General features: G+C 69.8%; 20 protein-coding genes. 10 read left to right on the forward strand and 10 right to left on the reverse strand.

Annotated elements, in window-relative coordinates:
* The first annotated feature begins 9 nt into the window (after positions 1-9).
* The 3 genes from nuoL to nuoN are packed head-to-tail and all read left to right on the forward strand — an operon-like array spanning position 10 to position 5,165.
* Positions 10-1,905: an NADH-quinone oxidoreductase subunit L gene (nuoL, locus tag ACWGDX_RS22280; RefSeq protein ID WP_453628056.1), complete on the forward strand. Its 1,896-nt coding sequence runs from the start codon at positions 10-12 to the stop codon at positions 1,903-1,905.
* A 6-nt stretch (positions 1,906-1,911) separates the two neighbouring features.
* Positions 1,912-3,516 carry an NADH-quinone oxidoreductase subunit M gene (locus ACWGDX_RS22285; protein WP_453628058.1) on the forward strand — a complete coding sequence of 535 codons (1,605 nt, stop codon included), beginning with the start codon at positions 1,912-1,914 and terminating at the stop codon, positions 3,514-3,516.
* Entirely contained in the window at positions 3,513-5,165 is a 1,653-nt protein-coding gene (gene nuoN, locus ACWGDX_RS22290) for an NADH-quinone oxidoreductase subunit NuoN (protein WP_453628060.1), read from the forward strand. Before ACWGDX_RS22285 ends, nuoN begins: the two co-directional genes overlap by 4 nt.
* A 128-nt stretch (positions 5,166-5,293) precedes the next feature.
* On the opposite strand, the gene fahA is transcribed toward nuoN, so the two are convergent.
* Positions 5,294-6,517 (reverse strand): fumarylacetoacetase, encoded by a 1,224-nt coding sequence (gene fahA, locus ACWGDX_RS22295; protein ID WP_453628062.1) that lies wholly within the window; start codon positions 6,515-6,517, stop codon positions 5,294-5,296.
* A 432-nt stretch (positions 6,518-6,949) separates the two neighbouring features.
* On the opposite strand from fahA, the gene ACWGDX_RS22300 reads away from it, so the two are divergent.
* From ACWGDX_RS22300 to ACWGDX_RS22315, 4 genes are all read left to right on the forward strand, one after another.
* Complete coding sequence (locus tag ACWGDX_RS22300) at positions 6,950-7,960, forward strand: polyprenyl synthetase family protein (RefSeq protein ID WP_453628064.1); 1,011 nt, start codon at positions 6,950-6,952, stop codon at positions 7,958-7,960.
* Between the two features lie 437 nt (positions 7,961-8,397).
* The gene (locus ACWGDX_RS22305) at positions 8,398-9,633 is read left to right on the forward strand and encodes a LolA family protein (RefSeq protein WP_453628066.1); all 1,236 of its coding nucleotides are present in this window, start codon (positions 8,398-8,400) and stop codon (positions 9,631-9,633) included.
* Between the two features lie 110 nt (positions 9,634-9,743).
* On the forward strand, positions 9,744-10,760 hold the full coding sequence (locus ACWGDX_RS22310; RefSeq protein WP_453628068.1) for an ATP-binding cassette domain-containing protein: 1,017 nt from the start codon (positions 9,744-9,746) through the stop codon (positions 10,758-10,760).
* Positions 10,747-11,751, forward strand: a complete 1,005-nt coding sequence (locus ACWGDX_RS22315) for an ABC transporter permease (protein WP_453628070.1) — start codon at positions 10,747-10,749, stop codon at positions 11,749-11,751. Before ACWGDX_RS22310 ends, ACWGDX_RS22315 begins: the two co-directional genes overlap by 14 nt.
* Before the next feature lie 197 nt (positions 11,752-11,948).
* Here the strand turns inward: ACWGDX_RS22315 and ACWGDX_RS22320 are convergent, their stop codons facing one another.
* The gene (locus tag ACWGDX_RS22320; RefSeq protein WP_453628072.1) at positions 11,949-13,337 is read right to left on the reverse strand and encodes a M28 family metallopeptidase; all 1,389 of its coding nucleotides are present in this window, start codon (positions 13,335-13,337) and stop codon (positions 11,949-11,951) included.
* Between the two features lie 268 nt (positions 13,338-13,605).
* Complete coding sequence (locus ACWGDX_RS22325) at positions 13,606-13,830, reverse strand: hypothetical protein (RefSeq protein ID WP_363079068.1); 225 nt, start codon at positions 13,828-13,830, stop codon at positions 13,606-13,608.
* A 526-nt stretch (positions 13,831-14,356) separates the two neighbouring features.
* On the opposite strand from ACWGDX_RS22325, the gene ACWGDX_RS22330 reads away from it, so the two are divergent.
* Both ACWGDX_RS22330 and ACWGDX_RS22335 read left to right on the forward strand, forming a co-directional pair.
* Positions 14,357-14,605, forward strand: a complete 249-nt coding sequence (locus ACWGDX_RS22330; protein WP_363079067.1) for a hypothetical protein — start codon at positions 14,357-14,359, stop codon at positions 14,603-14,605.
* On the forward strand, positions 14,598-15,431 hold the full coding sequence (locus ACWGDX_RS22335) for a DUF2637 domain-containing protein (protein WP_453628074.1): 834 nt from the start codon (positions 14,598-14,600) through the stop codon (positions 15,429-15,431). The genes ACWGDX_RS22330 and ACWGDX_RS22335 overlap by 8 nt, the downstream gene beginning before the upstream one ends.
* A gap of 77 nt (positions 15,432-15,508) precedes the next feature.
* Here ACWGDX_RS22335 and ACWGDX_RS22340 read toward each other — a convergent pair whose 3' ends face one another.
* From ACWGDX_RS22340 to ACWGDX_RS22350, 3 genes are all read right to left on the reverse strand, one after another.
* Positions 15,509-15,982, reverse strand: coding sequence for a VOC family protein (locus ACWGDX_RS22340; RefSeq protein WP_453628076.1), 474 nt, complete (start codon positions 15,980-15,982; stop codon positions 15,509-15,511).
* 101 nt (positions 15,983-16,083) lie between these two features.
* Entirely contained in the window at positions 16,084-17,124 is a 1,041-nt protein-coding gene (gene rarD / locus ACWGDX_RS22345) for an EamA family transporter RarD (RefSeq protein WP_453628078.1), read from the reverse strand.
* A 258-nt stretch (positions 17,125-17,382) separates the two neighbouring features.
* On the reverse strand, positions 17,383-18,243 hold the full coding sequence (locus ACWGDX_RS22350) for an SDR family oxidoreductase (protein WP_453628080.1): 861 nt from the start codon (positions 18,241-18,243) through the stop codon (positions 17,383-17,385).
* A 101-nt stretch (positions 18,244-18,344) separates the two neighbouring features.
* Between ACWGDX_RS22350 and ACWGDX_RS22355 the strand changes: the two genes are divergently transcribed.
* On the forward strand, positions 18,345-18,773 hold the full coding sequence (locus ACWGDX_RS22355; RefSeq protein ID WP_453628082.1) for a winged helix-turn-helix transcriptional regulator: 429 nt from the start codon (positions 18,345-18,347) through the stop codon (positions 18,771-18,773).
* Between the two features lie 66 nt (positions 18,774-18,839).
* Here the strand turns inward: ACWGDX_RS22355 and ACWGDX_RS22360 are convergent, their stop codons facing one another.
* From ACWGDX_RS22360 to ACWGDX_RS22375, 4 genes are all read right to left on the reverse strand, one after another.
* The gene (locus ACWGDX_RS22360) at positions 18,840-19,898 is read right to left on the reverse strand and encodes a 2-oxoacid:ferredoxin oxidoreductase subunit beta (RefSeq protein WP_453628084.1); all 1,059 of its coding nucleotides are present in this window, start codon (positions 19,896-19,898) and stop codon (positions 18,840-18,842) included.
* Positions 19,891-21,870: a 2-oxoacid:acceptor oxidoreductase subunit alpha gene (locus ACWGDX_RS22365; protein ID WP_453628086.1), complete on the reverse strand. Its 1,980-nt coding sequence runs from the start codon at positions 21,868-21,870 to the stop codon at positions 19,891-19,893. Before ACWGDX_RS22365 ends, ACWGDX_RS22360 begins: the two co-directional genes overlap by 8 nt.
* Positions 21,871-22,187: 317 nt before the next feature.
* The gene (locus ACWGDX_RS22370) at positions 22,188-22,847 is read right to left on the reverse strand and encodes a response regulator transcription factor (RefSeq protein WP_363084745.1); all 660 of its coding nucleotides are present in this window, start codon (positions 22,845-22,847) and stop codon (positions 22,188-22,190) included.
* Between the two features lie 232 nt (positions 22,848-23,079).
* A complete protein-coding gene (locus tag ACWGDX_RS22375) occupies positions 23,080-24,435 on the reverse strand; it encodes a sensor histidine kinase (protein ID WP_453628088.1) in 1,356 nt (451 codons plus the stop codon).
* Positions 24,436-24,496: the final 61 nt, after the last annotated feature.

Below are 24,496 nucleotides of genomic sequence, written 5' to 3' on the forward strand. Positions count from 1 at the left end.
CGCTGAATCGTGGAGAACTTGATCGCGCTGCTCATCGCGGCGCCTCTACTGGGAGCAGCGGTCCTCCTCTGCGGGGGCCGCCGGCTCGACCGCGTGGGCCACTGGCTCGGCACGCTGCTGGCCGCGGCGTCGTTCGTGATCGGCGTGGTGCTGTTCAGCGACATGCTCGGCAAGAGCGGTGACGGACGCACGCTGCACCAGCATCTCTTCAGCTGGGTCCCCGTCGAGAGCTTCCAGGCGGACATCGCCTTCCAGCTCGACCAGCTGTCGATGACCTTCGTCCTGCTGATCACCGGTGTGGGCACGCTGATCCACATCTACTCGATCGGGTACATGGAGCACGACGAGCGGCGGCGCCGTTTCTTCGGCTATCTGAACCTGTTCCTGGCGGCGATGCTGCTGCTGGTCCTCGCCGACAACTACCTCCTGCTGTACTTCGGCTGGGAGGGCGTCGGTCTCGCCTCGTACCTGCTCATCGGGTTCTGGCAGCACAAGCCCAGCGCGGCCACCGCGGCCAAGAAGGCCTTCCTGGTCAACCGCGTCGGCGACATGGGTCTGTCGATCGCGATCATGCTGATGTTCACCACCTTCGGGACCTTCGCCTTCGGACCGGTCCTCGGCTCCACCGGGGACGCCACCGAGGGGAAGATGACGGCGATCGGGCTGATGCTGCTGCTCGCCGCGTGCGGCAAGTCGGCGCAGGTGCCGCTCCAGTCCTGGCTCGGTGACGCGATGGAGGGCCCGACTCCGGTCTCGGCCCTGATCCACGCGGCCACGATGGTGACCGCGGGCGTGTATCTGATCACCCGGTCCGGTGCCATCTTCAACGCCGCACCGGACGCCCAGACGGTGGTCGTGGTGGTCGGCGCGGTGACGCTCCTCTTCGGTGCGATCGTCGGTTGCGCGAAGGACGACATCAAGAAGGCCCTCGCGGGCTCGACGATGTCGCAGATCGGCTACATGATCCTGGCGGCGGGCCTCGGTCCGATCGGCTACGTGTTCGCGATCATGCACCTGGTGACGCACGGCTTCTTCAAGGCCGGGCTCTTCCTCGGGGCCGGTTCGGTCATGCACGGCATGAACGACGAGGTCGACATGCGGAAGTACGGCGGCCTGCGGAAGTACATGCCGGTCACCTTCGTGACCTTCGGTCTCGGCTATCTGGCGATCATCGGCTTCCCCGGTCTCTCAGGTTTCTTCTCCAAGGACCTGATCATCGAGGCGGCCTTCGCCAAGGGCGGTACCCAGGGCTGGATCCTCGGCTCCGTCACCCTGCTCGGCGCGGCGATCACCGCGTTCTACATGACCCGGGTGATGCTGCTGACCTTCTTCGGTGAGAAGCGCTGGCAGCCGGACGAGCACGGACACCAGCCGCATCCGCACGAGTCCCCGAAGTCCATGACCATCCCGATGATCATCCTGGCCTTCGGCTCGGTCTTCGCGGGCGGGTTCTTCGCCATCGGCGAGCGGTTCGTGCACTGGCTGGAGCCGGTCACGGGATACCACCACGGGGAACCGCCGATCAGCGCGGCCACCGTCACCGGGGCCACCATGGTCGTCCTGGTGATCGGGGTGGCGCTGGCCTGGGCGATGTACGGACGCCGGCCGGTCCCGGTGACCGCCCCGCGCGGCTCGCTGCTCACCCGGGCCGCCCGCCGCGATCTGCTCCAGGACGACTTCAACCATGTGGTCCTGGTCCGCGGCGGCGAGCACCTCACCCGCTCCCTGGTCTATGTCGACCACACCCTGGTCGACGGAGTGGTCAACGGCACCGCGGCGTCGTTCGGCGGGCTCTCCGGCCGGCTGCGCAAGCTGCAGAACGGCTACGCCCGCACCTATGCGGTCTCGATGTTCGGAGGTACGGCAGTGCTCATCGCCGCGACCCTGCTGATGAGGGCGGTGTAACCGGATATGTCGTTCCCTCTTCTGACGGCCACGGCGGTGCTGCCCGCGGTCGGCGCGATCGCCACGGCGGCCGTCCCGGCCGCCCGGCGCACCGCCGCCAAGTGGCTGGCGCTGGTCTTCTCGCTCGCCACCCTGGTGCTGGCCGCCCTGGTCGTGGTCCGCTTCGAGCCGGGCGGCGCCCGGTATCAGCTCACCGAGTCGCATGCCTGGATCTCCGACTTCGGGGTGCGTTACGAGCTGGGCGTGGACGGTATCGGGGTGGCGCTCCTCGCCCTGACCGCGCTGCTGATCCCGTTCGTGATCCTGGCCGGCTGGCATGACGCCGATCCGCTGGAGGACTCCCGGCCGAACCGCCGCTGGCGGCCGACCCAGGGCTTCTTCGCGCTGATCCTGATGGTCGAGGCGATGGTGATCCTCTCCTTCGAGGCCACCGACGTCTTCCTCTTCTACATCCTCTTCGAAGCCATGCTCATCCCGATGTACTTCCTCATCGGCGGCTTCGGGGACCGTGCGGCGCCCGCCCAGTTCGCCGCCACCACGGCGGGCGGCGGGGACGAGGCGGCGGCGACGCAGCGCTCGTACGCGGCGGTCAAGTTCCTCCTCTACAACCTGGTCGGCGGCCTGATCATGCTGGCCGCGGTGATCGGGCTCTATGTCGTGGCGGGGACGTTCTCCCTCTCCGAGATCGCCGAGGCGCGGGCCAGCGGTTCGCTGTCGATCGCGACGAGCACGGAGCGATGGCTCTTCCTGGGCTTCTTCTTCGCGTTCGCGGTGAAGGCACCGCTGTGGCCGCTGCACACCTGGCTGCCCAACGCCATGGGCGAGTCCACCGCGCCCGTCGCCGTACTGATCACCGCGGTGGTGGACAAGGTCGGCACCTTCGCGATGCTGCGCTTCTGCCTCCAGCTCTTCCCGGAGGCGTCCAAGTGGGCCACCCCGGCGATCCTGGTGCTGGCGCTGATCAGCATCGTCTACGGAGCACTGCTCGCGGTCGGCCAGCGCGACATCAAGCGGCTGATCGCGTACGCGTCGATCTCGCACTTCGGCTTCATCATCATGGGCATCTTCGCGATGACCAGCCAGGGCCAGTCGGGCGCCACGCTCTACATGGTCAACCACGGGATCTCGACGGCCGCGCTGATGCTGGTGGCCGGCTTCCTGATCACCCGGCGCGGCTCGCGGCTCATCGCGGACTACGGCGGGGTGCAGAAGGTCGCCCCGGTTCTCGCGGGCACGTTCCTGATCGGCGGTCTGGCCACGCTCTCGCTGCCGGGGCTCTCCCCGTTCGTGAGTGAGTTCCTGGTCCTGGTCGGCACCTTCAGCAGATATCCGGTGGTCGGCATCATCGCCACCATCGGCATCGTGCTCGCCGCGCTCTATGTCCTCGTGCTCTATCAGCGCACGATGACCGGACCGGTGAAGGCCGAGGTCAGGACCATGCCTGATCTGGGAGTCCGGGAGCTGGTGGTTGTCGCCCCGCTGATCGCGCTGCTGCTCTTCCTGGGCGTCTATCCGAAGCCGCTCACCGAGATCGTCAACCCGGCGGTGGAGCACACGATGTCCGACGTACAGCAGACCGACCCCAAGCCCGAGGTGGAGGCCGCCCCGTGAGTGCGACAGCCGTCCACAGCCTGTGGACAACGACGGCGGCCGACGGGATCGACAAGATCCCGGCCCCGAACATCGAATACGCCCAGCTGGCGCCGACCCTGATCGTGGCGGGCGCCGCCGTCCTGGGGATCCTGATCGAGGCGTTCCTCCCTCGTAAGGCGCGCTACCACGCGCAGCTCTTCCTCTCCGTCGTCGCCCTGGCCGCCGCTTTCGCGGCGGTGGTCGCCCTGGCGGCCGGCGGATACGGCACCTCGAAGAAGCACATCGCGGCCATGGGCGCCATCGCCATCGACGGCCCGACGCTCTTCCTCCAGGGCACGATCCTGCTGGCCTCGGTCGTGGCCGTGTTCACCTTCGCCGAGCGCCGGCTCGATCCGGAGTCCCACGGCAACCGGATCGACTCCTTCGTCGCGCAGGCCGCGGCCGTGCCCGGCAGTGAGAGCGAGAAGGCCGCGGTCAGGGCAGGGTTCACCACCACCGAGGTGTTCCCGCTGGCCCTGTTCGCCGTCGCGGGCATGCTGGTCTTCCCGGCGGCGAACGATCTGCTGACGCTCTTCATCGCGCTGGAAGTCTTCTCCCTGCCGCTCTATCTCCTCTGCGCCCTCGCCCGCCGCAAGCGGCTGATGTCGCAGGAGGCCGCGGTCAAGTACTTCCTGCTGGGTGCCTTCTCGTCGGCCTTCCTGCTCTTCGGGATCGCTCTGCTCTACGGGTACGCGGGCTCCGTGTCGTACGGGCGCATCGCGGAGGTCGTCGACGGCACCGTCCAGAACGTCAGCCCGGCGCTCGCGGACACCATGGGCAATGACGCGCTGCTGCTGATCGGCGGCGCGCTGATCCTGATGGGACTGCTCTTCAAGGTCGGCGCGGTGCCGTTCCACATGTGGACGCCGGACGTCTACCAGGGCGCTCCCACCCCCGTCACCGGCTTCATGGCCGCGGCGACCAAGGTGGCGGCCTTCGGCGCGCTGCTGCGGCTGCTGTATGTCGTCCTGCCGGGGCTGCGCTGGGACTGGCGGCCGGTCATGTGGGCCATCGTCATCGTCACCATGCTGGGCGGTGCGATCGTCGCGATCACCCAGACCGACATCAAGCGGCTGCTGGCGTACTCCTCGATCGCGCACGCGGGCTTCATCCTGGCCGGTGTGATCGCCGCGACGCCCGAGGGCATCTCGTCCGTCCTCTTCTATCTGGGGGCGTACTCCTTCGTCACGATCGGCGCGTTCGCGGTCGTCACGCTGGTACGGGACGCGGGTGGCGAGGCGACGCATCTGTCCAAGTGGGCCGGGCTCGGGCGGCGTTCGCCGCTGGTGGCCGCGGTCTTCGCGGTCTTTCTGCTCGCCTTCGCCGGTATCCCGCTGACCTCGGGCTTCTCCGGGAAGTTCGCGGTGTTCAAGGCGGCGGCCGACGGAGGCGCGGGCGCGCTGGTGGTGGTCGGTGTGATCGCCTCGGCGATCGCGGCGTTCTTCTACATCCGGGTCATCGTGCTGATGTTCTTCAGCGAGCCGAAGCCCGAGGGTCCGACGGTCGCGGTGCCCTCGGCGCTGACGACGATGGCGATCGGTATCGGTGTGGTCGTCACGCTGGTGCTCGGTGTGGCTCCGCAGTACTTCCTGGACCTGGCGAGCCAGGCCGGGGGCTTTGTGCGCTAGGCCCGGCACGGCGCGGGGAACGGGGCGGGCGTCTCCGCCTCCGTCCGGTGTACCCGTACGCATATATACGACAGAGCCCGGCACCTCATCGAGGTGCCGGGCCCTGTGCGTGGGGCATCGTCCGTGGGTCATCCGGAGACGATCCGGCCCGTCACCCCGCCGAGCCCGACCCGGGTACCGTCGGGGCCCGGGGCCCAGGCCGTCAGGGTGACCTCGTCGCCGTCCTCCAGGAACGTCCGCTTGCCGTCGGGCAGTTCGAGCGGCTCGGTGCCGTTCCAGGTGAGTTCGAGGAGGGAGCCGCGCTCCTCCCGGGCCGGGCCGCTGACCGTACCGGACGCGAAGAGGTCGCCCGTACGGAGCGAGGCGCCGTTGACCGTCATATGGGCCAACTGCTGGGCCGCCGTCCAGTACATCGACGAGAACGGCGGCTCCGAGATCACCTGGCCGTTGAGTGACACCGTGATCCGCAGATCGAAGCCGCCCGGCTCCTCGTCGTCCGCGTCGTCCAGATAGGGGAGCAGCGGGTCGGTGCGGACCGGGGGCGCCACCCTGGCCGCGTCCAGGGCCTCCAGCGGGGTCACCCAGGCCGAGACGGACGTGGCGAAGGACTTCCCGAGGAACGGGCCGAGCGGTACGTACTCCCACGCCTGGATGTCGCGTGCCGACCAGTCGTTGAGGAGGGAGAGCCCGAAGACATGGTCGCGGAAGGAGGCCGCCTCCACCGCCGTGCCGCGCGCCGAGGGCGTACCGACGACAAAGCCGACCTCCGCCTCGATGTCGAGCTTGCCGGAGGGCCCGAAGACGGGTGCCGGGTCGGAGGGTGCCTTGCGCTGGCCCGAGGGGCGCACCACATCCGTACCGGAGACGACGACCGTGCCGGCCCGGCCGTGGTAACCGATCGGAAGATGCTTCCAGTTGGGGGTCAGCGCGGCACCGTCGGGCCGGAAGATCCGGCCCACATTGGTGGCGTGGTGCTCGCTCGCGTAGAAGTCGACATAGTCCGCGACCTCGTACGGCAGATGCAGGGTGACGGCGTCGAGCGGATGGAGCAGGGGCTCTATGTCCGCCCGGTGCGCCGGGACGGTGACCCACGCGGTCAGGGCCCGGCGTACATCGCGCCAGGCCGTGCGCCCGGCGGCCATCAGGGGGTTGAGGCTCGGCCGGTCCAGCAGCGCCGCGTACGGGGAGCCCAGGGCCTTCGCCGCCGCTCCCGCGTCGAGCACCTGATCGCCGATACGGACACCCAGCCGTCGGCGGTCGGGCTCGTCGGCCGTGGAGAAGACTCCGTACGGCAGGTTGTGCGGGCCGAAGGGGTCGCCCTCGGCCGGTACGAGCGGGCTCTGCTCGGGCATGGGTGCTGCCTCGCTTTCCGGGTCGATGCAGGACACGTTACGTCGACGTTGCCCCGCCGCAGCACTGGCGAAAAGTCCGCTTCGACCCAAAAGTGCGAGGTGTGCCCGGCGGTCCGGCGAACGTACCCGCGGTAGCCCCGAACCGGCGCCGTCCGGGCGCCCGTCCGGGGGCTTCGCGGGGGCTCACGGACCTGCCCTCGCGCACCGGAGCGGCGCTGGTGTCGCCAGATGGCGGCTGCCCCCTGTTCGCCCGGGTGTCGGCCGCCGTTCCGGACAGAACGGCCACGCCCGGTCGTATGGCCGATCCCGAACATACCGGCGGTGCCGGGAAGGCGCCCATGGTGATCGAAAGGCGACCGGATACGCTGACTTGAGTGATGGCAGCGACACATCGACAATCCGTGTGATCGTCAGCAGACAGGAGTACCTCTCGTGACCGTCGTCGAGCCGTTCGGGCTGAGCGTGCGGGGCCAGGCTCTTGAGGCCGATGTCCAGACCGGACTGGCGGCTGTCGAGGCGGGGCTGCTCAAAGCCACCAAGAGCGAGGTGCCCTTCATCACGGAGGCCGCTCAGCATCTGGTACGGGCCGGCGGCAAACGGTTCAGGCCGCTCCTGGTGATGCTCGCGGCCCAGTTCGGTGACCCGTACGCGCCCGGGATCGTGCCCGCGGCCGTGGTCGTCGAGCTGACCCATCTCGCGACGCTGTACCACGACGATGTCATGGACGAGGCGGAGGTCCGCCGCGGGGTGGACAGCGCCAACGCCCGCTGGGGCAATTCGGCCGCGGTCCTCACGGGTGACTTTCTCTTCGCCCGCGCCTCGCACATCGTGGCCGACCTGGGCCCCGAGGCCGTCCGTATCCAGGCGGAGGCGTTCGAACGGCTGGTGACGGGCCAGATCCTGGAGACGGCGGGACCGCGCGACGGACGGGATCCGGTCGACCACTATCTCGATGTCATCGGCGGCAAGACGGGCTCCCTGATCGCCGTCTCCGGCCGGTTCGGCGCGATGATGTCCGGCGCGGACGAGGCCGTCGTCGACATCCTGACGCAGTACGGTGAGCGGCTCGGCGTAGCCTTCCAGCTCGCCGACGACGTCCTCGACATCGGCAGCGACACGCACGAGTCGGGCAAGACACCCGGTACGGACCTGCGCGAGGGCGTCGCGACGCTGCCGGTGCTGCTGCTGCGCGCGCAGGCCGAGGCGCACCGGCTCCCGGACGATCTGGCGCTGGTCGAACTCCTGGACGGCGATCTGGCGGACGACGCGCGGCACGCGGAGGTGCTGCGCCGGCTGCGCGCGCATCCGGCGCTGGAGCAGGCCCGGCGCGACACCGTGCGGTACGCGGAGGAGGCACGGTCGACGCTGACGCCGCTGCCGGAGTGCTACGCGAAGTCGGCGCTGGTGGAGCTCTGCGACGCGGTGGTCCACCGCGCGGGCTGACGGCTCGGGCTGACGGCGCGGGCTGACCGCACGGGCTGACGGCTCGGGCTGACGGCTCGGGCTGACGGCGCAGGCCGCGGCAAGCCGAAGACCCGGCCGGGGTCCGGGGCGCCCCGGACCTCCCTCCTCCACGACGGTCCCCCGGATGGGCTGACGCCCCGTCATCACCCATGTGGTGGCGGTGAGCGCCGCCGCCGGTGCCTTCCCCGGCCGCCCCCGAGCTGATCAACGGGCCTCCCCCTACTGGGCAGGGGCGGCATCTCGTCCGAATGTCATCCCAGAGCAGTAGGGGAAGTTGCACCCGGGGTCTGACGCTTACGCCCGGCCGATTTGGTCAGATGGACAACACCACTCCTGACCAATTCGGGTGAGACTGGCGGCGCGGAGTGGACATGTGCAGAGGACGGAAGACCGCCGACCACGGAGGTAGGGCACACATGGCACCGAACGACAGCGCACAGATCACCGAGGAGGGCAGGGAGCCTCGCGCGGGCCGTCGTCTGGCGGCGCGCTACGCGGTCCCCGCCGCGGTGGCGGGAGTGGCTGCGGCGACCATCGGGCTCGTCCCGGCACTGGCCGCGACCGGAGACCCCGAGCTGCCGAAGATCAGCGCGGAGGAGCTCATCGAGAAGATCGCCGCGTCGGACACCGAGCAGCTCTCGGGCTCGGTGAAGATCACCACGGATCTGGGGCTCCCCTCGCTGGGCGGCCTCGGAGGCGCGGCGGGCAGCGCGCTCATCCCCAAGGGCGGCGCGGGGGCGAGCGGATCCACCGCGGACCCGAACGCCAAGCTGATGGAGCTGACCTCCGGTACGCACACACTGCGGATCGCGGCGGACGGCCCCGACAAGCAGCGGCTCTCGATCCAGGACGACGCCGCCGAGTACAGCCTGATCCGCAACGGCGACGAGGTCTGGGCGTATGACAGCGCCTCGAACGAGGCGTACCACGCGGCCTCCCCGAAGAACGGCGAGAAGGGCAAGCACGAGCGGACCGAGAAGGGTGCCGGGGCCAAGGGTGCGCCGGCCACTCCTCAGGACTTCGCCCGGGAGGCGCTGAAGGCGTCGGCCGACACCACCTCGGTGACGGTCGACGGCACGTCCAGGATCGCCGGGCGCGACGCCTACCAGCTCCTGATCAAGCCCAGGCAGACCGGTTCGACGGTCGGCTCGATCAAGATCGCGGTCGACGCCGAGACCGGCACCCCGCTCAAGTTCACGCTCACGCCGAGCAGCGGCGGCAAGGCCGTGCTCGACATTGGCTTCACCAAGGTCGACTTCGCCAAGCCCGCCGCCTCGGCCTTCGACTTCACGCCCCCCAAGGGCACGAAGGTGACGCGGGCCGAGGACAACAAGGCGCCGGAGATCCCCAAGGCGGACACGGGCGCCTTCGCGGAGTCCGGCAGCCAGAAGGTCATCGGCAAGGGCTGGAACGCCGTCTACGAGCTGACGACTCCGGATGGCGCGGACGTGCCCTCGGCAACGTCGGGCGATCTGCCGGCCGAGGCACAGTCGTTCCTCGACGCGCTGGGCGACAAGGCCACGGGCAAGTTCGGCTCGGGCACCGTCTACAAGACCCGTCTCGTCAATGCGCTGTTGACGGACGACGGAAAGGTCTACGTCGGCGCCGTGACGAAGGATGTGCTGGTCAAGGCGGCCAACGAGGCCAAGTGACGCACTGGCGGACCGCCCCGTCGCACGTCATGTGCGGCGGGGCGGAACGCTGACCGGGGCCGGTCCGTTCTCGAAAGGGTGCCCGACGAGACCGAGAACGGGGGAGCGGGATGACAGCCGTCACCGAGGCCGTGTCCGGCCACGAGCCGGGCGGGCCGGGTGCGCCCGGAGATTCCGGCGTGCCCCCTGTGATCGAGACGCACGGGCTCACCAAGCGCTTCCGCGGCGGGCAGCTCGCTGTCGACCGCCTCGATCTGACCGTTCCCGCCGGCAGTGTCTTCGGCTTCCTCGGCCCCAATGGATCGGGCAAGACCACCACCATCCGGATGCTGATGGGGCTGATCCAGCCGACGGCCGGCTCGGCCACGCTGCTCGGCCGCCCGATGCCACGCGCGGCACGCGCGGTACTGCCCCAGGTGGGCGCGCTGATCGAGGGCCCCGCGCTGTACGGCTATCTGACCGGCCGGGACAATCTCGTGAGGTACGACTCGGCGGACCCGACGGCAGATCCCCGCACCCGCCGCGCCCGGGTGACCGAGGCCCTGGACCGGGTCGGGCTGACCGCCGCCGCGGGCAAGAAGGCCAAGGCGTACTCCCTCGGTATGAAGCAGCGGCTCGGGCTCGCCGCCGCCCTGCTGCAACGGCGCCGGCTGCTGGTGCTCGACGAACCCACGAACGGGCTCGATCCGCAGGGCATGCGGGAGATCAGGACCCTGGTGCGGGAGCTGGCGGCCGACGGCACGACGGTCTTCCTCTCCTCGCATCTCCTCGACGAGATCGAGCAGCTGTGCACGCACGCCGCCGTGATGGCCCAGGGGCGGCTGATCACTCAGGGGACGGTCGCCGGGCTGGCTGCCGGGACCCGGGGCAGACTGGCCGTCACCACGCCCGACCCCGGCGAGGCAGCCCGGGTGCTGAAGGGGCTGGGGGTGGCCGATGTGACCGTGGCGGACGACCGGGTGAGCGGGGAGATACCCACGGGCGAGGGGGAACCGGTGGATCCGGCGGACCTCAATGCCGCGCTGGTACGGGCCGGGGTGCGGGTGCGCTCCTTCGGTGTCGAGCGCGCCTCGCTGGAGGATGCCTTTGTCGCGCTGACCGGGGAGGGCTTCGATGTCGCCGGCTGAGAGCGGGACGGGCCCCGGTGCGGGCGCGGGCACCATGACAGGGACCGGTGCGGGGGCGGGGACCATGCCCGGGACCGGGACCGGCGCGGGGGCCGGGACGGTGGACGCGCCGGGTGGGCCGCCGGACGAGGTCCCGGTCCGAGGGCCCCGGCCGTGGTGGGCGTTCGGACTGTTCCGCTCCGAGCTGACCACCACGTTCCGGCGCTGGCGCACCCTCGCTCTGCTGGGTGTGCTGGCGGCCGTCCCCGTTCTCATCGGTATCGCCGTGAAGATCCAGACGAGCGACGGCGGAGGCATGGGAGGCGGCGGCCCGGAGGGCGGCCCCGCCTTCCTCGCCCAGATCACCAACAACGGACTGTTCCTGGTCTTCGCCGCACTCGCCGCCACCCTGCCCGTCTTCCTTCCGATGGCGGTCGGAGTCATTGCGGGGGACGCGGTCGCGGGCGAGGCCGGCGGCGGCACCCTGCGCTATCTCCTGGTCGCGCCGGCCGGCAGGACCCGGCTGCTGCTCGCCAAGTACGCCTCCACGATGGCCTTCTGTCTGGTCGCCACCCTGGTCGTGGCGGCCTCGGCACTCGCCGTCGGCGCGCTGCTCTTCCCGTTGGGCGAGGTCACCACGATCTCGGGCACCCGTATCTCCTTCGGGGACGGTCTGATACGGGCCCTGCTGATCGCCGTGATCGTGGCCGCCTCGCTGATCGGACTCGCGGCGCTGGGCCTGTTCGTCTCCACCCTGACCAGCAGCGGGATCGCGGCGATGGCGGCGACGGTGGGGCTGCTGGTCACGGTGCAGATCCTGGACACGATCCCGCAGTTGCACGCGATACAGCCGTATCTCTTCCCGCACTACTGGCTGTCGTTCGCGGATCTGCTGCGTGAACCGGTCTACTGGGACGAGATCGTCAGGAACCTCGGTCTCCAGGCGCTGTACGCGGCCGTGTTCGGCTCGGCTGCCTGGGCGCGGTTCACGGCGAAGGACATCACGGCCTGACGCCCTGAGCCGACGGGACAGGACCGAGGAGGGGCGGAGGGCCGAGGAGGGCCGGGGCGAGGCGGTCCGGAGCCGGGTAGGCGGTCCGGGGGCCCGGGCGGGACGGCCGTCTGCCTGGGCGCGGTGGCACGTGCGCCCAGGCAGACGGAGGTGGTGCGGGAAGTGCGTCAGAGGGTGTCAGCGAGCGTCAGCGGGCCTCAGAAGGTGAGCCGCCAGCTGTCGATGTATCCCGTGTCCTGGGACGCCACGTCCTGGACCCGGAGCCTCCAGAGCCCGCTGGCGGCCTCACTCGACGCGTTCACCGTGTAGGTGGCGATCACATTGTCCGCCGAGTCGCTGCCGCTGGAGCTCTTCAGGCGGTAGGCCGTGCCGCTCGGGCCGACCAGATCGATGACCACGTCACCGCGCCAGGTGTGCTTGATGTCCACGCCCACCCTGAGCGCCGTGGGAGCGTTGCCCGCGATGCCCGTGACGTTCAGCGACGAGGTGATGGCGGCGCCGTTGTCCGGGATGGCGACGTCCGTGAGGGTCTCGAAGACCGTACCGGTGGGCGGCGGGACGGTGGCGGCCGACAGCGTCCAGACGGCGTAGGCGACGGCGTCGCTGTTGCGGTCGAGCGCGGTGTCGTTGATGTTCGCCGTCGTGTCGCAGGAGGAGTGGTAGCAGCGGTCGAAGGCCTGCCCCGAGGTGCCGCCCCACTTCTGTGCCTGGGCCGCGGTCTTGGTGTAGTCGGCGCCGCTGAAGAGCCCGCCGACCGGGACGCCCACATTCTTGAACGGAGCGTGGTCGGAGCGGCCGTCGCCCTCGGTCTCGATCTCGGTGGGGACACCGAGGCCCGTGTAGTAGTCCTTGAAGGTCTGCTCGATCGTCGGATCGTCGTCGTAGACGAAGTACCCGGGGTTCGGGGAGCCGATCATGTCGAAGTTCAGATAGCCGCTGATCTTCGCGCGGTCGGCGGTCGGCAGGTTGGTGACGTAGTACCTGGACCCGACCAGACCCAGCTCCTCGGCGCCCCACCAGGCGAAGCGCAGATGCTTGGCGGGCTGGAGCTGAGCGCGGGAGACGGCGAGCGCGGTCTCCAGAATGGCCGAGGAACCCGAACCGTTGTCGTTGATGCCGGCGCCCGAGGTGACCGAGTCGAGGTGCGAGCCGGACATGATGACCTGATTCGGATCACCGCCCGGCCAGTCGGCTATCAGGTTGTAGCCGGTGGCGCCGCTGGAGGTGAACTGCTGGACGGTGGTGGTGAATCCGGCCGCGTCCAGCTTGCCCTTCACATAGTTGACGGACGCCAGATAACCGGCGCGGCCATGGGCGCGGTTGCCGCCGTTGGCGGCGGCGATCGACGAGAGCTGGGTGAGATGCGCCTTGACGTTGGCGAGCGGGATGTCGGGGGCCGCGAGGACGGCCGCCGGCGCGGACTGCGCGGGTCTGGGAGAGGCGGCGGGGGCCGCGGTCGCACTTGGCGCCGTGGTGGCGAGCAGCCCGGCGAGGGCCAGCCCGACGGGCAGGGCGACTCTGGCCGATATCGTGGGAATGGCGCGTATGGCCGGTATTCGGCGCACTCCGGGAACGGAGAGTTTCATGTGGGGGCTCCGGATTCCGTACGGGGACAGGGACGGAACGTGCAAGACGCCCCACGGCGACTGCGGCGCGGGGCGTTGGAGCTGTTGGTGCGCTGTGCGTGCTGAATGGTGAGTGAGAGCCTGACTTACCGTCAAGAGCGCAAATCGGTCATGGGTGTTCGCTGAGCGGACCGCGGAAGCCGGGAAGACGGGCGGATCCCGCCCGGCGGGCGGGTGAACGCCGCCGGGGAAACCGCTGCGTACGAGGGCCCTCGGGGGACCTGGCGAATCAGGGGACCTGGTGGATGTAGAGGGCGCCGCAGGCGTGGCAGAGAGGCCGGCCGGCGGATGTGCCCCACGCGTCCGCGGACTGGGTGAGAGCGTCCGCGTCCAGATCCCGTCCGCACAGCGCGGTCGATTCGTCCACCCGCGTCATATGCCAGATCTCCAGCCGGGGGTACCGGTCGTGGGGCGACGAGCCGTCCGCGTACTCCGCGCGCATTTCGTACCGCATGCCTTGTCTCCTGACCGGTGTGACGATCCGGGGCACCGGTCCAGCGGTGCGTGGGACGGGTGGAACAGAACCAGCAATGTCCGCGTCGACGGGTGCCCGCACGCCGCCGTCGCACGAATGGGCGCCGATGAATCGATTCTGCGGTCAGCCGTTCGGAGGTGTGGCCGTGCCTTGACCGCGATGGACTCGATGACCACCGTGCGGGTGAAGTGCGTCACAGGCGCGTTACGCGGGATTCCAACCGTCTCCGCCGGAGCCACTGTTGGGCCATGGACGGTGTTCGGTTTCTGTCGGATCAAGTGAACCGTGTGACCGGATGCGACCGTGACCGGCCGTCCTCATAGCGATATCGATTCCGATGAGTGATTAGGCCGATGGTAATTCTCGCGCGCTCCGGCGCGTGATCGGCGACGGTATGGTCATGTGCTGGTGGGTCACTCTATTGCCGGGCAACTGCCGGAAGGTGTTCGTTCGTTTACCGCGTATGACGTCACCGAATTCGCATTCTTGGCCCATTGGTTGGAGCTTGGGCGCCGCCGCCGCAGCCGTCGGCGTGGCCGGGTCCTCGGCGAACGCGGAGCGGGGTGGTGACGCGGCGGCGCCGGTCCGTGGCGCCCGCCTGGTGGAACCGGACCAGTGCGCGGATCTGCTGGACGACTTCATGCGCGTCATGGACCGCATCGAGGACGGATTCCACCGCCATATCGGTATGCCGGCGCCCCGGGCCGCCGCTCTCGGTTCCGACAGTGGGCCGGGACAGGTCTGCCATGCATGATCACGCCGATTTCCATGATCCGCACTACATTCGCTTCGCCGAGGCCAGGGAGCCTTATGGAACGGACCTCTCGGAAGGGAACGGTTCTCCACAGGAGCCCGGCGGCTATCCGGATCCCGGCGCCTATATGGAATCCGGCGGGTATCCGGACCGCCCCGACGCCTATCCGGAGTCCGGCCTTTATCAGGAGCCCGGCTTCGATCCGGTGCTGGACACGGTCAGCCTGGAGGAGGGGCTCGCGCAACTCCTGCGCGCCTCGGCCGCGGACGGAGCGCCCGGCGCGCCCGGCGCCGTCCCGCCCCCGATGCCCGTACCGCGCCCGCGCTCCCGCAACCGGCGCAAGCCCAAGGAGCCGCGGTGGCAGGCGGGCACCTGGGTGAGGGTGTTCAGCCTGCTGCTCTCCGCGCTGACGGCCGCCGCCGTCACGGTGATCAGTGCCCTGGGCGCGAGCGTCTCGTACCACCCGCTCGAAGAGATGGCGCTGACCGTCGCGCCGTCGGGGCTGGCCCGGTGGTGGCCGCTGCTGGTCTTCGGCCCCTGGCTGGTGGCGACCTTCTCCATCCTGCGCTCCGCGCTGCACCGCCGGAAGATCACCCATCCCTGGCTGATCCTGCTGCTCTTCTCCTCCGTCGCGGTGACCCTGTGCGTGAGCGCCGCCCCCAAGACCCTCCCGGGTATCGCGGTGGCCGCGCTGCCCCCGATCTCGGCCTGCGCGTGCCTTTATCAGTTCATCCGGCAGATCGCCCTGACCCGTTTTCCCGAGCCCCGCCATACCGCCACCGCCCATCGCTCCGCGCCCCGACGGCGGCCCGTCGTCAAGAAGTGACCGGGGGGGGCGGATCAAGAAGTGACCGGGGGAGCGGATACGGATGTCATTCGTACGCCGTGTTCCTATGCCGTGTTCTAGTGAACGCAGAATTCATTGCCCTCGGGGTCGGCCATGATGGTCCACTGCCCGGAGGATTCCTTCGTCTCGTGGAGCACCGTCGCGCCCAGCACCTCCAGCCGGCCGACCTCGGCGGTGCGTTGCCCGGGTCCGGAGTGCACATCCAGATGGAGCCGGTTCTTGGCGGTCTTCGCCTCCGGCACGCGCTGGAAGAGGATCCGTCGGCCGAGCCCGGTGCCGCTCTCCTGCTCGTACGGATCGCCCGGATGGCGGACGGCGACCAGATCCCGCCAGGCGAGCCTGCCGTGCGACTTCACGGTGTCGGTGTCCGATGCGACGCCGAGGCCCAGAAGCCGCTGGATCAGCGTGCTGTTGTCCTCGACGGCATAACCGAGCGTGGCGGCCCAGAAGTCGGCCTGGGCGTGCGGGTCGGCCGCGTCGATCACGAGTTTCCAGTGCAGGGGCGTGGGGGAGGGCGTGATGGCAGACATGTAACCATTTATCGCGGTTACGTGATGGTGTCCCCGACGGACACGGGCGGTTCGACCCTTCGTACGCCCGAACGCCGTGCGGAGCCGGTCCGCCGCCGCGGTCAGGTCGCGGGTTCGTGGCGGCCCGGGGACGGCGACGGCTGCGAGGGCGCCGGTTCCGACGGCAAGGGCGCCGGTTCCGGGGACGATGGAGCCGGGACCGGCGCGGGTGCCGCTGCGGTGGCCGCTGCCAGCCGCAGTGCGAGTGCCTGCCTCCTGGTGAGCCGGGCGTTGCGCAGCGCGTCCCAGGTCAGGATCGCCAGCGCCAGCCAGACCAGTGAGAAGCCCGCCCACCGCTCCGGGGGCATCGCCTCGTGGAAATAGAGGACGCCCAGCAGGAACTGGAAGACCGGGGCCAGATACTGGAGCAGCCCCAGCGTCGACAGCGGCACCCGGATCGCCGCCGCGCCGAAGCAGACCAGCGGCAGGGCGGTGACCACGCCCGTCCCGGCGAGCAGGGCCATATGCCCCGTCCCCTCACTGCCGAATGTGGTCGAGCCGGACACGCCGAGCCACACCAGATAGCCGAGCGCGGGCAGGAAGAGGACCGCGGTCTCCGCCGCCAGTGACTCCACACCGCCGATATTGATCTTCTTCTTGATCAGGCCGTATGTCGCGAACGAGAAGGCCAGCACCAGGGAGATCCACGGCGGCTGCCCGTAGCCGACGGCCAGGACCAGCACGGCGGCGAAGGCGATGAAGACCGCCGTCCACTGCGCGGGCCGCAGCCGTTCCTTGAGCAGCAGAACGCCCAGGGCGATCGTCACGAGCGGATTGATGAAATAGCCGAGAGCGGCTTCCACGACCCGGCCGGTGTTGACCGCCCAGATATAGAAACCCCAGTTGAGGGAGATGGTGACGGCGGCGACGGCGATGAGCCCCAGCTTTCGGGGCTGACGTATCAGCTCGGCCATCCAGGCCCAGCGGCGCAGCGCCAGCAGCCAGATCGCGACCACGCCCAGCGACCAGACCATGCGGTGGGCGAGGATCTCCGTCGCGCCGGCCGGTTCGAGCAGTGGCCAGAAGAGCGGGACCAGCCCCCACATCCCGTAGGCGCCGACCCCGTACAGGAGTCCGCTCCGCTGCTCGCTGTCCGCCTTCACTGGCCCTCCCCGTCCGCCCCGCGCTGCCCTGTCCGCCCCGCGCCGTTCCGCCATGAAGGTAACGCCGGGCGGGGCCGCATGTCATTCCCGTACCGTCATACGGTCATGACGGTACGGGGGCGGTACAGGGTCGGTACGGGGGTGGCGCGGGGCAGTACCGGGGCAGTGCGGGAGCGGCCACGGGGGCGCGGTACGAGGAGCGCCCCCATGGTGTGTGGGTGCGGGTGCGGGTGTGGGTGTGAGCGGGCCGAGGGCGCGTCAGGCCTTGAGCGCCTCGGCGACCGTGTCGGCGAGCGGTGTCGTCGGGCGCCCGGCCAGTCGTGCCAGATCACCGGTCGTACGGGCGAGCAGCCCCCGCGCGATCGCGTGGTCCACGTCCACGAGGATCGCCGCGAACGGCTCGGGCACTCCGGCGCCGGTGAGGATCTCCAGCCGCGTCCCGCCCGGCACGTCGCTGTACGCGATCGTCCTGCCGGTCTGCCGTGACAGCTCGGCCGCGTACTCGGCGAACGACCACGCCGTGTCGCCGCTCAGCTCGTACACCGCGTTCAGATGCCCGTCGCCGGTCAGTACGGCCGCTGCCGCCGCCGCGTAGTCGGCGCGGGACGCGGAGGCGATACGGCCCTCGCCCGCGTTGGCGACGACGGTGCCGTGCTCCAGCACGGGGGCGAGGTTGTCGGTGTAGACCTCGGTGTACCAGCCGTTGCGCAGGAAGGTGTACGGCAGCCCCGATTCGAGGATCAGGCGCTCGGTCTCCTTGTGCTCGGCCGCCAGCTCGAAGTCGGCCTCGGGGCCGCCCAGCACACCCGTGTACACGAGCTGGGCCACGCCCGCCGCCCGCGCCGCGTCGATGACGGCGCCGTGCTGCGGTACGCGCTTGCCGACCTCGCTCCCGGAGATCAGCAGCACCCGGTCGCCCGCGTGGAACGCTCCCGCCAGCGTCTCGGGGCGGTCGTAGTCGGCGAGGCGCAGCTCGACACCGCGCGTCACGAGATCCGCCGCCTTCTTCTCGCTCCGCGCGACGGCGGCGATCCCGGCGGCCGGGACATCGGCGGCGAGCAGGGACTCGACGACCAGCCGGCCGAGATGTCCGGTGGCTCCGGTGACAACGATGCTCATGGGGGATTTCTCCAGTTCGTACGGTTTCGTAGCGCTCTGGAGCTCACCCTACGGGCTGCACTAACCTGGGGTAAGTACCCACTTTGAAGTAAGGTACGGGTATGACCGTAAGCAGCGTGCCGGACGTCAACCGGCAGATGTGCCCCTCCCGGCTGGTCCTGGAACACGTCACGAGCCGCTGGGGCGTGCTCGTACTGGCCGCCCTGCTGGAGCGCTCGTACCGCTTCAGCGAGCTGCGGCGCGAGGTCGGCGGTGTCAGCGAGAAGATGCTCGCGCAGACGCTCAGGACCCTGGAGCGCGACGGCTTCGTCCATCGCGATGCCCGGCCCGTCATCCCGCCGCGCGTGGACTACACGCTGACCGCTCTGGGCATGGAGGCCGCCGAGCAGGTCTGGGGGCTGGCCCGCTGGACCGAACGGCGGCTGGACGAGGTGTTCCGGGCCCGCGAGGCGTACGACAGGACCCGAGCCGCCGAGACGGACGACCCGGCCCGGACGTCCGAGGCATACGACAAGGCCCGGACCTCCTGAGAGATCCGGGCCTCACGGCGCACTACGGCGCAGAACGGCGGGTTACGGCCTACGGCCGGCCATGGCTCAGCCGACGACGGTCCAGGTGTCGCCACCGGCGAGCACCGTGGACAGATCGCCCTTGCCCTGCTGTTCGACGGCCCGGTCGAGCTGCTCCGACATCAAGGTGTCGTAGACCGGCCGCTCGACGCTGCGCAGCACCCCGATGGGCGTGTGGTGCAGGGTGTCCGGGTCCGCGAGACGCGACAGCGCGAACGCCGTGGTGGGGCTCGCCGCGTGCGCGTCATGGACGATGATCCGCGACTCGTTCTCGGGGGTGACGGTCACGACCTGGAGATCGCCGGTCGCCTGGTCCCTCACCACACCCTTGGAGCCCTCGGCGCCGAAGCGGATCGGCTGCCCGTGCTCCAGCCGGATCACGGCCTCTTCCGCCCGCTGCTTGTCCTTCAGGACCTCGAAGGCGCCGTCGTTGAAGATGTTGCAGTTCTGGTAGATCTCCACCAGCGCCGTGCCCGGGTGGTCGGCGGCCTGCCGCAGTACCTCGGTGAGGTGCTTGCGGTCGGAGTCGACCGTACGGGCCACGAACGACGCCTCCGCGCCGATCGCCAGCGACACCGGGTTGAAGGGCGCGTCGAGCGAGCCCATCGGGGTCGACTTGGTGATCTTCCCGAGCTCGGAGGTGGGGGAGTACTGGCCCTTGGTCAGCCCGTAGATCCGGTTGTTGAACAGCAGGATCTTGAGATTGACGTTCCTGCGCAGCGCGTGGATCAGGTGGTTGCCGCCGATGGAGAGCGCGTCCCCGTCGCCCGTGACGACCCAGACCGACAGATCGCGGCGCGAGGTGGCCAGACCGGTGGCGATCGCGGGGGCGCGGCCGTGGATGGAGTGCATCCCGTACGTATTCATGTAGTACGGGAAGCGGGAGGAGCAGCCGATCCCCGAGACGAAGACGATGTTCTCCTTGGCCAGGCCCAGTTCGGGCATGAAGCCCTGGACCGCGGCCAGTACCGCGTAGTCACCGCAGCCGGGGCACCAGCGGACCTCCTGGTCCGACTTGAAGTCCTTCATGGACTGCTTGGCCGCGGCCTTGGGGACCAGCGTCAGCAACTCGTTGGCGTCAGACATGGATGGCCTCCTTGAGAGCCGTGGCGAGCTGCTCGGCCTTGAACGGCATGCCGTTGACCTGGTTGTACGAGTGCGCGTCCACCAGATATCTCGCCCTCAGCAGGGTGGCGAGCTGCCCGAGGTTCATCTCCGGCACCACGACCTTGTCGTAACGGGCGAGGATCTCCCCGAGGTTGCGCGGGAAGGGGTTGATATGGCGCAGATGGGCCTGGGCGATGGGCGTTCCGCCCCTGCGCAGCCGGCGGACGGCGGCGGTGATCGGGCCGTAGGTGGAGCCCCAGCCCAGCACCAGGGTACGGGCGCCGTCCGGGTCGTCGACGGTCACATCGGGCACCTGGATACCGTCGATCTTGGCCTGACGGGTGCGCACCATGAGGTCGTGGTTGGCCGGGTCGTACGAGATATTGCCCGTGCCGTCCTGCTTCTCGATCCCGCCGATACGGTGTTCGAGACCGGGGGTGCCGGGCACCGCCCAGGGGCGGGCCAGGGTCTGCGGATCGCGCTTGTACGGCCAGAACACCTCGGTGCCGTCGGCCAGTTGGTGGTTCGGTCCGGTGGCGAACCGCACCCGCAGATCGGGGAGTTCCTCGGTCTCGGGGATCCGCCAGGGCTCCGAGCCGTTGGCCAGATAGCCGTCGGAGAGCAGGAAGACCGGGGTGCGGTAGGTCAGCGCGATCCTGGCCGCTTCGAGCGCGGCGTCGAAGCAGTCCGCCGGCGTCCGCGGCGCGATCACCGGGACGGGGGCCTCGCCGTTGCGCCCGTACATCGCCTGGAGCAGATCCGCCTGCTCCGTCTTGGTCGGCAGGCCGGTGGAGGGGCCGCCCCGCTGGATGGCGACGACCAGCAGCGGCAGCTCCAGCGAGACCGCGAGACCGATCGTCTCCGACTTGAGCGCCACACCGGGACCCGAGGTGGTGGTGACGCCGAGCGAGCCGCCGAAGGAGGCACCGAGCGCGGCGCCGATGGCGGCGATCTCGTCCTCGGCCTGGAAGGTCCGTACGCCGAAGTTCTTGTGCCGGGACAGCTCGTGCAGGATGTCCGAGGCGGGGGTGATCGGGTACGAGCCCAGATAGAGCGGCACCTGCGCCTGGTGGGAGGCGGCGATCAGCCCGTACGACAGGGCCAGGTTCCCGGAGATGTTGCGGTACGTACCGGCCGGGAACGCGGAGTCGGCCGGGGCGACCTCGTAACTGACCGCGAAGTCCTCGGTGGTCTCGCCGAAGTTCCACCCCGCGCGGAACGCGGCCACGTTCGCCTCGGCGATCTGCGGCCTCTTGGCGAACTTGGAGCGCAGGAACCGCTCGGTGCCCTCGGTCGGCCGGTTGTACATCCACGACAGCAGTCCGAGCGCGAACATGTTCTTCGAGCGCTCGGCCTCCTTGCGGGAGAGCCCGAACTCCTTGAGCGCCTCGATCGTCAGCGTCGTCAGCGGCACCGGGTGGACCTGGTAGCCGTCGAGTGAGCCGTCCTCCAGCGGTGAGGTCAGATAACCGACCTTGGCCATCGGGCGCTTGGTGAACTCGTCGGTGTTCACGATGATTTCCGCGCCCCGCGGCACATCGCCGATATTCGCCTTCAGGGCCGCCGGGTTCATGGCGACCAGTACGTTCGGCGCGTCGCCCGGGGTGAGGATGTCGTGGTCGGCGAAGTGGAGTTGGAACGAGGAGACACCCGGCAGCGTCCCGGCGGGCGCCCGGATCTCGGCGGGGAAGTTCGGCAGCGTCGACAGGTCGTTCCCGAACGACGCCGTCTCCGAGGTGAAGCGGTCACCCGTGAGCTGCATCCCGTCCCCGGAGTCGCCCGCGAAGCGGATGATGACCCGGTCCAGACGGCGGATCTCCTTCACGCCCGTGCCTTCTCGGCCCTCGGAGCCGGACAGAGAGACGTGCTGTTCACCGACGGCGGGCACTCTCCTGCCCGCGTCGTCGGCCTCATCGGCATGCTCTGCTGGGCTACTGACCTGGCTGGTCACTGAACTGGACCTCCCTCGAGGCGGCGGCTCGGGACCGACCGGCCGCCGGCAGTCCCACAGGCCACCCTACGTCGGTAAGGGTCGCCTTCCCTGGACCGATCGTATGATGGACCTCGGTCTGAGATGAATCGGTGTACCGGTCTGTCACGGTTTCCCACCCCCGTATCGGTCCGTTGTCGTCGCTCGGTTCTCATCCTTTGGTATTAAGTCCTGCTCGGGCTGGCCGGTGGCTTCTGTGCCGCCGCACATCTGACGGGACGGCAGCGGCACGGGTACGGCGCCGGTCGTCTCCTCGCGGCGCGGTGAGCTTCCCCGGGTCAGTTCCTCAGATAGGTGAGTACGGCCAGGACCCGGCGGTGATCTCCGTCACTGGGGGAGAGCCCCAGCTTCTGGAAGATATTGCTGACGTGCTTCTCGACTGCGCCGTCGCTCACGACGAGCTGCTTGGCGATCGCCGAGTTCGTCCGTCCCTCGGCCATCAGACCGAGGACCTCCCGCTCCCGAGGGGTGAGCCCGGCGAGCACGTCCTGCTTCCGGCTCCGGCCCAGAAGCTGCGCCACCACCTCCGGGTCCAGCGCGGTGCCGCCCCTGGCCACCCGTACGACGGCGTCGACGAACTCCCGGACCTCGGCGACCCGGTCCTTGAGCAGATAGCCCACGCCCCGGCTGCTGCCGGCCAGCAGCTCCGTCGCGTACTGCTCCTCGACATACTGCGAGAGCACCAGCACCCCGACCCCCGGATGCTCCCGGCGCAGCCGCACCGCCGCCCGCACCCCCTCGTCGGTGTGGGTCGGCGGCATCCGTACGTCCGCGACCACCACATCCGGCAGGGCGTCCTGGTCCGCCAGCTCGCCGACGGTCTTGATCAGCGCTTCCCCGTCACCGACACCGGCGACTACGTCATGCCCCCGGTCGGTCAGCAGCCGGGTCAGGCCTTCCCGAAGCAGCACCGAGTCCTCGGCGATGACCACCCGCACCCTGTCCTCCACGACCTTGCAGCCCCCACTGTCGAAATACGTCACTGTCCATATCCGTCCGGGCCGGCCCGGCACGCGTCCCAGCATCGCAGTATTCGGATCGGTCCGCGCCCGCCTGTGGAAAACCGGACAGCCCCATGCGAATGCCTCCCGGGGAGGTCATCCCGGGAGGCATCGCTCTGTATGTCCTCGTACTCCCACAGCGCGGGCGCCGGCGCTCCCGCCGGTACCGTCAGCCGCGCCAGGGCAGCTCCGCCGTCACCACGGTCGGACCGCCCGCCGGGGAGTCGATGACCAGGATCCCGTCCACCGCGTCCAGCCGCTCCGCCAGCCCGGCCAGCCCACTGCCCGCGGAGGTGTCCGCGCCGCCCCGGCCGTCGTCCGAGACCTGGAGCATCAGCCGGTCGTGCGTCTGCCACACATCGACCGTGGCCCGCCGGGCCCGCGCGTGCTTGCTGACGTTCTGGAGCAGCTCGGAGACCGTGAAATACGCGATGCCCTCGATCGCGGCGGCCGGCCTGGAGGGCAGATCGACGTTCATGTTCACCGGGACCGTGCAGCGGGAGGCGATCGCGGACAGGGCGGCGTCGAGGCCCCGGTCGGTGAGCACGGCGGGGTGGATGCCGCGCGCCAGATCGCGCAGCTCCTGAAGCGCCGTCTTCACTTCCCCGTGCGCCTCGTCCACCATGCGCGCGGCGGCCTCCGGGTCCTCGGTGAGCTTCTCCTTCGCCAGCCCCAGATCCATGGCGAGGGCGACCAGGCGGGCCTGGGCGCCGTCGTGGAGATCGCGTTCGATCCGGCGCAGATCGGCGGCGGCCGTGTCCACGACCACACCCCGGTCCGACTCCAGCTCCGAGACCCGGGTGGCCAGCCGGGACGGCCCGAGCAGTCCGGAGACCATCAGCCGGTCCACGGTCGCCAGGCCGCGTATCAGCCAGGAAGTGGCGAGGACGAGCAGCAGCCCGACCGCGCTGGTGACACCGACCTCGAACGGGGTGTCGAGGAAGAAGTCATTGCCCCGGCTGTCGCTGTAGAGGGAGATGCCCGACTGGTCGAGATGCCCGGGGAACACCCACTGCCAGAGCGGATAGGTGAACAGCGCCAAGCTGGTGACCCAGAACGTCACGGAGACGATGAACGCGAAGATCGCCCAGGGGAAGTGCAGAACGCCGTAGACGAGATGCCGCCAGGACACCCCGCTCTTCAGCACCGCGCCGACCCAGGACATCACCCCGCTCTTCTTCCCCCGTACCGGCGCGGGGTCGGCCACGTCCAGTGCCAGCAGCTTCCGGGCCCGCGCCCGCTCCAGCATGCCGAAGCCGCGGCAGCCGGCCAGACCCACCGCCAGCACCGGAATGCCGAGGAAGGTGACGAGCAGCCCTCCGCCGAGCGAGAGCGTCGTGATCGCGTAGGTGAAGAACACGATGCTGATCGGCATGCTGAGCAGCAGGTATCCGAACTCGCGCCAGGTGCGTGCCTCGATCGGCGTGCGCAGGGCGGGCGGGAGGAGATGAGTCCGCCGCCGTGAACCGTGGCCGTGGCCGCGGTCCGGTTCGTACCCGTATCCGTATCCGTGATCCATGGCCATCGGTGGTGTCCGTTCTGCGAGCGGGCTGTGGTCGAGGCCGCGGCTCCGGCTGAGTGGGCTG

The organism is Streptomyces sp. NPDC055025, from assembly GCF_053608565.1.

What these genes read in the sequence shown, in the direction of transcription:
- ACWGDX_RS22375 (WP_453628088.1), bottom strand. Translation starts at nt 24,435, where the DNA reads ATGGCCATGGATCACGGATACGGATACGGGTACGAACCGGACCGCGGC.
- ACWGDX_RS22325 (WP_363079068.1), bottom strand. Translation starts at nt 13,830, where the DNA reads ATGCGGTACGAAATGCGCGCGGAGTACGCGGACGGCTCGTCGCCCCAC.
- ACWGDX_RS22310 (WP_453628068.1), top strand. Translation starts at nt 9,744, where the DNA reads ATGACAGCCGTCACCGAGGCCGTGTCCGGCCACGAGCCGGGCGGGCCG.
- ACWGDX_RS22350 (WP_453628080.1), bottom strand. Translation starts at nt 18,243, where the DNA reads ATGAGCATCGTTGTCACCGGAGCCACCGGACATCTCGGCCGGCTGGTC.
- ACWGDX_RS22285 (WP_453628058.1), top strand. Translation starts at nt 1,912, where the DNA reads ATGTCGTTCCCTCTTCTGACGGCCACGGCGGTGCTGCCCGCGGTCGGC.
- ACWGDX_RS22315 (WP_453628070.1), top strand. Translation starts at nt 10,747, where the DNA reads ATGTCGCCGGCTGAGAGCGGGACGGGCCCCGGTGCGGGCGCGGGCACC.
- fahA (WP_453628062.1), bottom strand. Translation starts at nt 6,517, where the DNA reads ATGCCCGAGCAGAGCCCGCTCGTACCGGCCGAGGGCGACCCCTTCGGC.
- ACWGDX_RS22335 (WP_453628074.1), top strand. Translation starts at nt 14,598, where the DNA reads ATGCATGATCACGCCGATTTCCATGATCCGCACTACATTCGCTTCGCC.
- ACWGDX_RS22355 (WP_453628082.1), top strand. Translation starts at nt 18,345, where the DNA reads ATGACCGTAAGCAGCGTGCCGGACGTCAACCGGCAGATGTGCCCCTCC.
- ACWGDX_RS22305 (WP_453628066.1), top strand. Translation starts at nt 8,398, where the DNA reads ATGGCACCGAACGACAGCGCACAGATCACCGAGGAGGGCAGGGAGCCT.
- ACWGDX_RS22360 (WP_453628084.1), bottom strand. Translation starts at nt 19,898, where the DNA reads ATGTCTGACGCCAACGAGTTGCTGACGCTGGTCCCCAAGGCCGCGGCC.
- ACWGDX_RS22320 (WP_453628072.1), bottom strand. Translation starts at nt 13,337, where the DNA reads ATGAAACTCTCCGTTCCCGGAGTGCGCCGAATACCGGCCATACGCGCC.
- ACWGDX_RS22340 (WP_453628076.1), bottom strand. Translation starts at nt 15,982, where the DNA reads ATGTCTGCCATCACGCCCTCCCCCACGCCCCTGCACTGGAAACTCGTG.